Source organism: Psychrobacter nivimaris (assembly GCF_009812035.1).
GTDB classification, from domain to species: domain Bacteria; phylum Pseudomonadota; class Gammaproteobacteria; order Pseudomonadales; family Moraxellaceae; genus Psychrobacter; species Psychrobacter nivimaris.
The window spans coordinates 1-11826 of sequence record NZ_VZIZ01000014.1 but is presented as its reverse complement, the minus strand read 5'-3'; the positions used below and the strand labels follow the sequence as shown (position 1 = coordinate 11826).

8 protein-coding genes are annotated in these 11826 nt (G+C 43.1%); 1 reads left to right on the top strand and 7 read right to left on the bottom strand.

Annotation, left to right across the window (positions count from 1 at the left end):
• Positions 1–15: 15 nt before the first annotated feature.
• The 7 genes from yejB to FQV37_RS06030 all read right to left on the bottom strand — a co-directional run bounded on the left by yejB (position 16) and on the right by FQV37_RS06030 (position 10088).
• Positions 16–1086: a microcin C ABC transporter permease YejB gene (gene yejB, locus FQV37_RS06060; protein WP_160021688.1), complete on the bottom strand. Its 1071-nt coding sequence runs from the start codon at positions 1084–1086 to the stop codon at positions 16–18.
• A gap of 103 nt (positions 1087–1189) precedes the next feature.
• The gene (gloB, locus tag FQV37_RS06055; RefSeq protein ID WP_160021687.1) at positions 1190–1969 is read right to left on the bottom strand and encodes a hydroxyacylglutathione hydrolase; all 780 of its coding nucleotides are present in this window, start codon (positions 1967–1969) and stop codon (positions 1190–1192) included.
• Positions 1970–2121: 152 nt separating this feature from the next.
• Entirely contained in the window at positions 2122–3954 is a 1833-nt protein-coding gene (locus tag FQV37_RS06050; RefSeq protein ID WP_160021781.1) for an extracellular solute-binding protein, read from the bottom strand.
• Between the two features lie 306 nt (positions 3955–4260).
• Entirely contained in the window at positions 4261–5388 is a 1128-nt protein-coding gene (gene serC, locus FQV37_RS06045; protein WP_160021686.1) for a 3-phosphoserine/phosphohydroxythreonine transaminase, read from the bottom strand.
• Positions 5389–5480: 92 nt separating this feature from the next.
• Complete coding sequence (locus FQV37_RS06040; protein WP_160021685.1) at positions 5481–6392, bottom strand: DNA polymerase III subunit psi; 912 nt, start codon at positions 6390–6392, stop codon at positions 5481–5483.
• A 113-nt stretch (positions 6393–6505) separates the two neighbouring features.
• The gene (locus FQV37_RS06035; protein WP_240990961.1) at positions 6506–9478 is read right to left on the bottom strand and encodes a M48 family metalloprotease; all 2973 of its coding nucleotides are present in this window, start codon (positions 9476–9478) and stop codon (positions 6506–6508) included.
• 13 nt (positions 9479–9491) lie between these two features.
• The gene (locus tag FQV37_RS06030) at positions 9492–10088 is read right to left on the bottom strand and encodes a LemA family protein (RefSeq protein ID WP_160021684.1); all 597 of its coding nucleotides are present in this window, start codon (positions 10086–10088) and stop codon (positions 9492–9494) included.
• Positions 10089–10496: 408 nt separating this feature from the next.
• Between FQV37_RS06030 and FQV37_RS06025 the strand changes: the two genes are divergently transcribed.
• Positions 10497–11735 carry a tyrosine-type recombinase/integrase gene (locus tag FQV37_RS06025; protein ID WP_160021683.1) on the top strand — a complete coding sequence of 413 codons (1239 nt, stop codon included), beginning with the start codon at positions 10497–10499 and terminating at the stop codon, positions 11733–11735.
• Positions 11736–11826 lie beyond the last annotated feature (91 nt).

The window sequence follows — 11826 nt, the reverse complement described above, 5'->3', positions numbered from 1 at the left end:
ATTGATTATTTGACATTAGCGGCCCTCAAAATCAATACGAGGATCAATTAAGTGATAACTTAAATCACTGATTAATTGCAGCAGCAGCCCCACTAAGGTAAAGATAAATAGCGTGCCAAAGATCACTGGATAATCGCGTTGTTGAATGGCTTCAAAACCTAGCAATCCCAAACCATCAAGTTTAAAAATAATCTCAATTAAAAAGTTACCCGCAAAGAAGATACCAACAATAGCGGCTGGAATACCTGCGATAATAATCAACATTGCATTACGAAACACATGACCATACAGCACTTGACGCTCACCTAAGCCTTTAGCACGAGCGGTCAGTACATACTGCTTGCCCAGTTCCTCTAAAAAGCTGAATTTGGTCAAATATGTCAAGCCCGCGAAACCGCCTACAGTACTTGCCAGTAACGGTAACGCCAAATGCCAAAAATAATCTTTTACTTTACCAAGCGCACTTAGCTGATCAAAATTTTCGGACGTCAGTCCCTGTAATGGAAAGATATTCCAATAGCTGCCACCCGCAAAAAACACCAATAAAATCACTGCAAAGACAAACACAGGTATCGCATGTCCGATCGCTAGCAGCATAGCCGTGGCTTTATCAATGCCTGAGCCATGATGCATCGCTTTATAGACGCCTAGCGGAATAGCGATCATATAGATGAGCAGCGTACTCCACAGCCCAAGCGATATCGAGACTGGCAGCTTCTCTATGATAAGTTCTGTCACCGACTGTCCTTTAAAAAACGACTCACCAAAATCTAGCTGAGCGTAGTTCTTTAACATAAGCCAAAATCGCTCTGGAGCAGATTTATCAAAGCCATATTGAGCATTGATTGCAGCGACCATCTCCTCAGAGAGACCACGCGTGCCTTGATAAGTACTGTCATTACCACCTGCACTGCCCGCACCGATATTACCGTCAAGCGCATTGTCTTTTGCACCCTGTTCGATGAGCGCTAACTGCTGCTCAACAGGCCCGCCAGGTGCTGCTTGCACGATCACAAAGTTGGCAAGCAAGATCAAAAATAGTGTCGGCAATATCAGTAGTAGTCTTTTTAAGATATAACGACCCATAATGGCGACTTCCTAAATAAAGAGAGAGGGCAATGACATTCAGCAGCGAATTGTTGTGTGTTAAATAGGTGCTTAAAAGCAAACTATTTGTTAAAAACTTGCTTTAAAAGTTATTTTTCAGCTCACGTAACGCTGCAAATACCGTCAATAACTTCTCATCATCGATAGACATTTTGGATTTAACCCCTGCGATTACACTTGGCTCTTGTGTACGTAAAAACACATTTATCGCGCGCTCATGCTCTAGTGTCACTGGTAGTGTTGCCATGCCTTGCTCAGTTTGTGCCTCTGCTCGTGCTAAGGCTTGCTGCATCGATTCGTTGTCAGGTTCAATAGACAGGCCAAAACGCAGGTTACTGGCCGTATATTCATGTGCAGGATATAGTAGCGCCTCATGAGGTAAGCCGTTCAAACGCTTAAAGCTCTCATGCAATTGCTCAATCGTACCAGTAAAGACACGCCCGCAACCTGCACTAAACAGAGTATCACCGCAGAAGCAGTGCTTTTGCCCATCGATATCTAAGATATAGGCCATATGGCTAGCGGTATGCCCTGACACATCCCAAACTTGCGCAGAGCAGCCCCATGCGCTCACCGTGCTACCATCTTTGATAGTTTGATCTTCATCGACGCCATGCTCACTATGTGCAACCAGATGAGTCATCGGATACGATTCCTGTAACTCTGCGACGCCGCCGATATGATCATGATGATGGTGAGTCGTCCAAATCGAGGTTAGCTCAAGCTCGTGCGTTTCTAGATAGTCAATGACCGGCTGGGCTTGGCCTGGATCGATGACAATCGCTTGCTTATTATTTTCATTAATCAATGTCCAGATATAGTTATCGCTAAATGCTTTGATTGGGTGAATACGGATACTCATGTTAAATCCTTACCGGTAGTTATTTTTGTTGCGTGTTATTTTAAATTGTTTAACCTAACTGTTATTTGATAACAGAAGCATATATTTGATAAAAACAGCATATATGCTCAGCTGTCTGTTGTTATCGGGTCAAACTTTATAATAAAAACTGTCTACTGCTTTAAATATTTATTGATACGCCCTTCTGCCTCTTTATCCACCCACCAGTAATCGATACCAACAGCATTGGTCGGTAGCTTTTCGGTATGGCGATACTGATCCCAATAGGCGACATTGGTGCCAGACTTGCCGTATAGCGGTACGACATAATGTCCTGCGCGCAGCAACCGGTCTAGCACCTGCGTATACAGTACAATTTCGTCACGATTTTTAGCATTACCAAGGGCAGCAACGACTTTATCGACGGCTGCATTCTTGATACCAGCACTATTATGATTGCCCGGCTCGTCAGCAGCATCGCTACCCCAGAATGCCGCTTGCTCAGCACCAGGAGATAGACTTTGAGCAAATACGTCCACGACCATGTCATAGTCAAAACGGCGCATACGCTCATAATATTGCGGCCCATCGACTTGGCGCAATGTTGCATCGAATCCCAAGCGTTTTAGATTACGAATATAAGGCAACAATACACGGCCCATGGTCTCGCCTGTCATCAAAATCTCAATCTGAGCAGGCGATCTATCAGGTTGATATAGTTTCATATTCTTATAATAAAACCCAGCCTCTAATAGAAGCTGGCGCGCCTCTAATAATCCTTGACGATTAAAACCATTACCATCACTGGTGGGTAGCTGCCACTCTGCTAATGTTGCTTTACGCTGAATCGGTTCGAGCTCAGACAATAAAGGCGTCAATACCTGCATCTCTGCATCAGATGGCGTACCCGTTGCGGCAAGCTCTGAGCCATGAAAGAAGCTCTGCAAGCGTTCATATTGCCCGTGAAATAGGGTTTTATTCATCCATTCAAAATCATAAGCAGCCGTCAGTGCTTGGCGAACTTTGATATCTTGAAAGATGGGACGGCGCAAATTCATCACCAACGCTTGCATCGGTACTGGATTTTGACTGGTTATCGTCTCTTTTTGGATAAGCCCTGCTTTGACTGCGGGGAAATTATACCCAGTTACCCAGTTAGATGCTTTATTTTCGGGGCGAAAACGGTATTGACCGGATTTAAAACCTTCAAAGGCAATTTCATCACTTTGATAATAAACAAACTTGATCATATCAAAGTTGTAGCGGCCACGATTGACCATCAAATCACGGCCCCAATAATTGGGATCACGTATATAACTTACCGAACGTCCTGCATCGACGCGACCCAATTTATAAGGACCACTACCCATCAATGGTGACAGACTGATTTTCTCAAAATCGGTATCAATGGAAGATTTGGCAAAAATAGGAAATTGCCCAACAGTCAGTAAAATCTCTTTGTTGTCAGCAGAGGCAAAGACAAACTTTACTTGTTGATCATTAATGATTTGAATGTCTTTGATATCGCTAAGATAACTGCGAATATACATGGGGCCTTTGTTCAATATCGCCTCAAAAGTCGCTTTTACATCGCGACTGGTCACACCCGACCCATCCCAAAAACGAGCATTAGGATTGAGATGATAGATAATCCAGCTGGTATCATCTGGATCATATGTCACTTTACTTGCCAGCTGTGGATACATGGTAAATGCTTCATTTAATGAGCCAGTCATCAAAGTATCATACAGATAGTCTGTGCCAATCATCGCGACGCCTGTGGTCATCCATTTATTGGCGCTATTAAACGTACCGCGAGCATCTAGAGACAGCGTGCCCCCTGATGGCGCTTTTGGATTGGCATAAGGTAAGTAAGGTGCATTGATGTACTCAGTAGGGCTATTGTGACCAAGCGCGGTCGTCGTGATAGGTGCAGCGATACTGCTCGGTATCCAGCTGACGGTGATGGTTAGCAACATGGCTTTTAACAGGGCGTTTTTTATTATCATGACGTTATAATAAACCTCTATGCTAACCAATATAAATATCAAAACGTAAAGCCTGACAGCAAAATAGCGTTATAGCAAAATTTTATCATAACAAACTTAGGTTTTTTAACCTAATGGTTTGCCATGGATATGACTTAATGGTGATAGCATTCAGCGATATCCACGACAAACCATTATTACTACGCGCTAATATGACCAAACTGTCTGTTTATACATATAAAAAGGCGCAACCATGACTAGTTGCGCCTTTTTCGATATGAGTTTATATATGAAGACTCTATACGCTAGCAGTTACTATTTCGCTTACGCGTGCTTTTTTTCGAACGCAATCATAAAGTCAACCAGCTGCTGTACCCACTCAATTGGTACGGCATTGTAGATGCTGGCTCGCATACCGCCTACGTCACGATGACCTTTTAGATTTAACAAGCCAGCTTTTTCTGACTCTTCTAAGAATACTTTATCAAGGCTGCTGTCTGCTAAAGTAAATGGCACGTTCATGATAGAACGATACTTAGAATCTACTGGATTATTATAAAAACTGCTCTCATCGATTGTCTTATAAAGTAAGTCAGCTTTTTGCTGATTGATTTTACCGATAGCAGCTACACCTCCCTGCTCTTCCAACCAATCAAACACCAGCCCTGCTAAGTACCAAGAATACGTCGCTGGCGTGTTAGACATAGACTCTTTGTCAGCTTGATGCTCATAGTTCAACAGCATAGGACACCATTCACTTGCTTGCCCCATCAAATCGTCACGGATAATGACAATGACTAGACCTGCAGGACCGATGTTTTTCTGTGCGCCAGCGTAGATCATGCCAAATTTAGACACGTCTATCGGCTGTGACAAGATACAAGATGACATATCAGCAATGATTGGCGCATCTACTTGTGGTGGCTCAAATATCTGTAGGCCATGAATTGTTTCATTGGCACAATAATGAAAATAAGCGGCGTCTTCACTGATATTCCAATCACTTTGCGCTGGTACGTCAGTAAAGTTATTCTCTTTGCCAGTTGCGACTAAGTTAATCTCGCCCAAACCCAACGCTTCATAGCGTTTGGCTTCTTTGATCGCTTTACCTGACCATGCGCCTGTCGTCAAATAGTCACCGCGTCCACCATTCAACAGATTCAATGGAATAGCAGAAAACTGCAAACTTGCGCCACCTTGCAAAAACAGCACTTTATAGTTATCTGGTATTTCCATAAGCGTGCGTAGCTTAGCTTCCGCCTTGTCAGTAATGGCCATATACTCTTTACTACGATGGCTGACTTCCATGACCGACAGGCCGCGACCTTGCCAATCAAGCAGTTCGCTCTGCGCGCGCTCTAATACGGCTGTTGGCATAGTAGCAGGACCAGCACAAAAATTTGGCAGGCGATGCGGTGTGGCAGTTGCTGTAGACGTTGGGGTTGTAGGCATAATCACAGTCCTAGGTATGATGAAATAAAAGGATGTTTTTTATTTCAGTTTGTTGATAAAGGCAATGGTATCGATGTTAGTTTTTATACAACTCAATGAGATATCTGCTCCCACAACTGACGTTTAGCATCACTGTCTGCGAGCATTGCTTCTAATGTCGGCACAGTGGTCAGATTGGGATGTTGGAGGCCGTTAGGCAGCGCTGTCAGTGCAGCAACTTGTATCTCTTCACTCCGGCCAATTCGAAAGATATATCCTGCAAGACTGGCATTGGCAAGCTCAGCAGTATCCATACCGTCGCAAATCGGGAATGATGTTGTCTCGCAAGTGATTGATAGCGCTTGAATGATGTTTTGCCATAGTTTCTGACTGTCACTATTTAGCGCTTTGATATCAACCACTATTACCCAGTCACCATAGCGGCCACCTTGCAAGTCAAATGGTGCTACTTTTTTTAAGCTATCATCATTTATGCTGTCATCACTAGCACTCTGTGGAAAACTACTTTGCGGAAAATTATTCTGCGCAAATTGAGGTTGCTCAATAGGTGCATTCGTAGAGGTTACAGCAGTTTGGTTCGATGCAGTACTTGGGATGTCATAATAGTTAGACTCAGCAGCATCTGAACTGACCGTATTTGAATCAACAGAATCAAAACTATAGGTAACAGGGCTTTGCTCGCTAGCCGTCTGTTCAGTGGTAGCTTGCAAATCAGGATCATACTCATCGGTAACATAGCCGTTAGCATTATAGTCATTGATATCATAACCATCAGCCGGCTGATCAACTGCGTTTACAGCTTTAGCGCTCACTACTTCGTTGTTGTTAGACTCAATATCAGCAGAGTCAGTATTTGATGGCTTCACCGAAGCTGTCGCAATATCAGCCATATTGATGGTTTCTGACTCAGGCTGTACCCACTGATTGATACACATCATCGCTAGAATTTGGCGTTGCTGCACACGGCGCTGTAATACAATTAGCGGGTCTTGGGTATCACTCATTCGACTCTACTATCCTACTCATTTTTTTATATCATTTATAGATGTTTTTATGGTTTTGGCAGCTTTTATTAAGCATTCGTCATACTATCAATTAAGTACTGAATAAATACCCATCAAAACAGCTGTCGAATGCCTAGCCAATGCTCTGACATTGCCAGCAAACAATCGTATTCATCTTGGCTGATTATCGTATCGTGTAACATCACCGTATGCAACGTACTTAACCATTGGCGATACTCATTATGAGTCGGCTGGTTCATCTCGCTTTCATTATAATCTATTTGGCTACCATCCTGTTGCTTCTCTCGATAATTATCAGCATTCTGATCACCTACCAAGCGCTTGAGATAGTGATTGGCAGATACAGGAACCGCAGAAACAATCGCCAATAACTGAATGCTATTCAAACGCTGTGCGGTCAATAATAGCCACTGCAAATTAACATCGCTTACTGTCACGAGATCAATATCAATCAAGCGCGCATGCCGTCTCAAATCTACAATATAATGCGCCACACTGTCGTTACCTTCACTCAATAGCGATCGGTCATGCATTGAGATCATCTGGCCTTTGGCATCTTTTGATAGTCGATAAGCCAATAAGACAGCAATTGACACGTCTGATTTATTAAGTCCTGTAAACACCTGACTTGAAGGATCTAGTTGCGCCCTTACGTCTTCCATACCAGTCTTCAGTATTTGCGGCCATAGAGACTGCGCGTCTGTATCTTGTAAAACTTTAGACAATATCGGTAGCAACTGCTGCAAATGTAACGCTTGCCATAATGATAATATTGGCGATTTTTGATGTGCTAAAGCTAACGAATTATTCAGAGCCATAGCATTGGAGTTATCACTAGATATATTTTGATCTGACGAATCAGAAGCTAAGCTTTTGGTTAAGTCAGATGTCAGCTGTTGGTTAAATAACTTAAATATGCCCTGCTGATAACGCAACAACATCGTACGGCATTTCTCTTGTTTTTTATAGTACTGATGACTGTCGTGACTATGATCGTCTTTACTTTTGAGCTTTAGATTTTCGATACATAGTTCAGATAAATCCTGTTGACGCAATTGGTTTAAGGCGAGTTCAATCAAAGCGCTGTCTAAACGCCTGTCCAAACTGGCTACTACTGTCATCAGCTTAGTATCTATCCTATGCGGTAATATTTTCTCATGGGAAGTCGAGTCAGTTGCACTAGAGAAGTCATCATTCCAAATATCATTCAAACTATAAGTGGCAGTCGTTGATATTGGTTGATGCTGATGACAAAGCAAGACAGCTTCGATTAATGCTAGCGCACCTAGAGGATGATGACTATGGTTTAGTATGTACTGAGGTAGCGATACCTTTTTAATATCATTAAACCCAATTAATGTGTTTTCTGGTAGGTCAGCGTCAGGTTTGGACTGCCACGGTTTTAATAGCTGATGAGTACTAACATCTTCGGACTGTACTTGAAGCCGCCCCTCAATTACCACATCAGCTTCTACGGTAAACTCTAAACCATCATCACCTTCTGATTCGCCACTATCTTTATTACGACTGTCGCTTATAGATTCAGCAAGAACTTTTCTATCATTTGGCTGTTTAGTGTCACCTGTATTAATCGTTGCAGCTGTTTGAGATCCAAGTAACGCCGACTGCTGCAAGTTTTTTTCTGGGAAATCTTCACTTAGGCTATTTTCTTTTATTGCTCCCCAATCACCTAAGCGGCGTTGCCTATATATTTCTTTAACCTTTTGCTGATTTATTCGCTTTTCTTTGGCGATTTGTACCGCAAACTGATGATAAGCATCCGCATTAATAGCGCTCATACGCTCAGTCAAGCTTGGATGGGTGGCAAACCATGACACATCACCCAAGTCTGCCCCACTACTAGCAAAGAAAAAATGACTGAGTCCATTGATATCGGCGATGCCAGACAAACGCGAGCCGATCGAGTCTTGATGAATGGCTTTTAAGGTTTCGATAATCGCAGGCGTACGTGTCAATTGAACACTAGTGGCATCAGCAAGTAGCTCACGCTCACGATTAAAACTGTGCTTAATCAACTGCGCGCTTGCCATGCTAGAGAAGCTTAAACCATGCAGTAGCAATGTCCAGACACTACGCGGGGCTTGACGATCTATTATAGGTGGCGTTTGTACCCATTTAGACTGACGCTTGGCTGAGGACTGCTGTTGTTGTGATTGCTGCTGCCAGTAGGCGACCCATTCACTATGCGTGGTGAAATTGGCCGTTTGCGCTTCTGTGTTACGCGCTAGCATATCAACCTGTCTCTGTGATAGAGACTTTTGGGAAATACTATCGCTATCAAAGTGACTATAATTAGAGAGGCTATTAGAGATGTGATTGGATATTGGGTCACTCCAGTCGTATAGTATCTGCAAGCCTGCCAATACCACCATCAGCTGTAAATTGAACGTAGCATCGCCGTGCAATATATGACCATATTCATGACCGATGAGTCCGTATAGCGCCTCATCAGACAGTTTATCTAGCGCACCTTGTGTAACGACAAGTACCATATCTTGGCTATGGCGACCAGCGACAAAACCATTGATACCCTGCTCGTCAGGTAACACATACAAAATAGGGGTTTGCAAACCTGCCGCAATGGCCAGTTGTTGAGCGATTTCATAGTAGCGACGATAAACGGGCGGAAAATCGCGCTCATCACGTACTGCTATATGACGTGAACTATAGCGAACCTTTTCTTCAGCTTCGTGTTGATGAGCGACTCCTTGACTGTGCTCCCATGCTTCTTGACTTTTATCAATGAACAGCCTAACCGCTCCTACTCGCTGAGCAATAGCGCGACCACCTGTTCGCAGGCGTCGATACTCTAAAAAACTACCACCAACGAAACTGCCTAACGTCAAGACAATGACCAGAACCAATACCCAATGATATATGCCGCCTGTAAATACTGTCAGCAGTATAGACATGAGAGCCAGTCCTACAGCCATATGAGCAAGTACAATCAGGAAAAACAGTCCATAAAGTAATAGACTGCGCCGCGTACGTATCCGCTGTTCACCAAAAAAATCCATCTGATTAGGCTGCCTAGAGTTCGCCAAAATTATCTCAACCTTAGCCCATATTGACAATCGGTGCCTGAGCAATCGCTTCTCTGTCTTCAAATACCAACGGACTGAGTGGACGAAAGCCAAAAGTCGTACTAACGAGGTTATTCGGGAATACTTCGCGATCATTATTATAAAACATCACGCTGTCATTATAATGCTGACGCGCAAATCCGATGCGATTTTCCGTATTGGTTAGTTCGTCCATGAGTTCCTTGATCATACTATCGGCTTTTAGCTCTGGGTAGGCTTCGACGACAGCGGAGAATTGACTCAACGCCTTAGACAACATACCTTCTGCTTTTGCAAATAGTGCCATGTGCTCTAGCGAGTCTGGCTGATGCTTATTAGAGTCTTGTAGATCTTGAGCATGATTACGCGCGCTAATGACGCGAGTGAGTGTTTCTTCTTCATGACTCAAATAACGCTTGGCGGTTTCGACCAAGTTTGGAATCAGATCATGACGACGCTTTAATTGCACATCTATCTGAGCAAAGCCGTTCTTTGCTTGGTTACGTGCGCGTACCAATCTATTAAAAACGGATACCCCAAACACAACTACCAACACCACAAATGCAATGAATAGCCAAACAAACATCTTCATAATCAAACTCCAAGGTGTCTAGAATGTTAATAAAAAGTTAATACATTGTATTTTAACTCATATTAATCAATAAAACCTCGGAACTACAAAGGAAATCGAACAGGAAATTAAATTGGAAACTCCATAAGCAAATAGATAACCATCAGACAAAATTTTGACCAAAAAAAAGCCCTTTACAATGAAGGGCTTAATACATCACAAATAGATTTTTTGTACTTTATAAATATAATTATCAAATTTTAGGCAAAAAAAAGCGACTCCATCAGTCAGCATTTATTAATAACCTTTATAAACTTTTATAACCTTATATTTCAGGCTGTTATTTGCCATGGCTTGTTTTAATGCTTGAAAAGTTGGTAAAAGTATAGCAAAGTTGCAAAACTTAAATGGTAATCAACTGGTAATCAAGTGGCTAACAACAAATTAAAAGAGCTTGGCATTAAAACCGACTCACAAATCAAGCAAGCTATCAAAGACCATAACAGCGGTGATGACGTTTATGCTATCCAAGGCTATAAGGGATTAAACCTTTATATTCGAGATAATAAGACTACTACATTTAGGCATCGTTTTACTAGCCCTGATAATGGCAAACGTCGTAACTTCACTTTGGGTGCTTATCCAGTGTTCACACTTGAGCAAGCGCGTGATATGTACCGTGACAACCTATCAATGTTAAGCAGAGGCGTCGATCCAGTCACCTACTACGAGCAATTAGCAAACAAAGCCGCAGCAATGCCTACATTCGCTCAGATGGCGCATGAATGGCTGCAAGGTCAGATAGCATCAGGTCAATTCGAGAAACGCACTATCGAGCAAAAGCGCAAGCATATTGAATATGCGTGTGAGCACATCGGGCGCATGAGTCTGGACAAGATAGGAACGCCTGACGTATTGAAGGCAATCAAGCATATCGAGCGTGACACGATACCAACAGCTAAACGTGTGCGCGGTGTCTGTCAAAAGATATTCGCATTAGCTATTGGTCAAGGTTATATCGCGAGCAATCCGGCTATTGCGGTCGCTGACTTAATGCTGCCAAAGCCAAAAACCAAGCATCATAGCGCGATTATTGAGCCAGTGGCGTTCGGTCAACTGCTGCGCGATATAGACAGCGTGACGGACTTTTACGGCCACGCTCAAAACATCATCAAGCTGCAGTCAATGCTATTTCAGCGCAACGGTGATATGTGCTCGATGCGTTGGGATTGTATCGACTTTGACGATGCTACATGGTCGTTTAATCCGCTCAAAACAGGCAATAGAACCGACATGGTGAGCAGTTTGATAGTGCCATTGCCAAGACAGGCTATCGAGCTGCTACGAGCCGTACAAGAGCAAACAGGCGATACTGACTATGTGTTCTATAACTCACGGCGCAAAGATAAATTTGAGCATCAGCAACAGCTTAACAAGTTTTTGAACCGCATTGGCTATGAGGGTATTCACATGCCGCATGGTTTTCGTGCGTCTGCTCGAACCATGCTTGTTGAACAGTTGGGAATATCCGAACAGTTGATAGAATTGCAATTAGGGCATAACGTGCGTGATGCAAATGGTCGTGCTTATAACCGTGTCCAAATGCTTTCTGAGCGAGCTGACATGATGCAAAAATGGGCTGATTATTTAGACTCACTCAAAACCTAGACACAAAAAACGCCCCGCCAAATTAATGACGGGGCTTACGGTTATGGCAGGACTCGAACCTGCGACACAAGAATCTACCAACTGAGATACA

What these genes read in the sequence shown, in the direction of transcription:
- yejB (WP_160021688.1), bottom strand. Translation starts at nt 1,086, where the DNA reads ATGGGTCGTTATATCTTAAAAAGACTACTACTGATATTGCCGACACTA.
- gloB (WP_160021687.1), bottom strand. Translation starts at nt 1,969, where the DNA reads ATGAGTATCCGTATTCACCCAATCAAAGCATTTAGCGATAACTATATC.
- serC (WP_160021686.1), bottom strand. Translation starts at nt 5,388, where the DNA reads ATGCCTACAACCCCAACGTCTACAGCAACTGCCACACCGCATCGCCTG.
- FQV37_RS06040 (WP_160021685.1), bottom strand. Translation starts at nt 6,392, where the DNA reads ATGAGTGATACCCAAGACCCGCTAATTGTATTACAGCGCCGTGTGCAG.
- FQV37_RS06030 (WP_160021684.1), bottom strand. Translation starts at nt 10,088, where the DNA reads ATGAAGATGTTTGTTTGGCTATTCATTGCATTTGTGGTGTTGGTAGTT.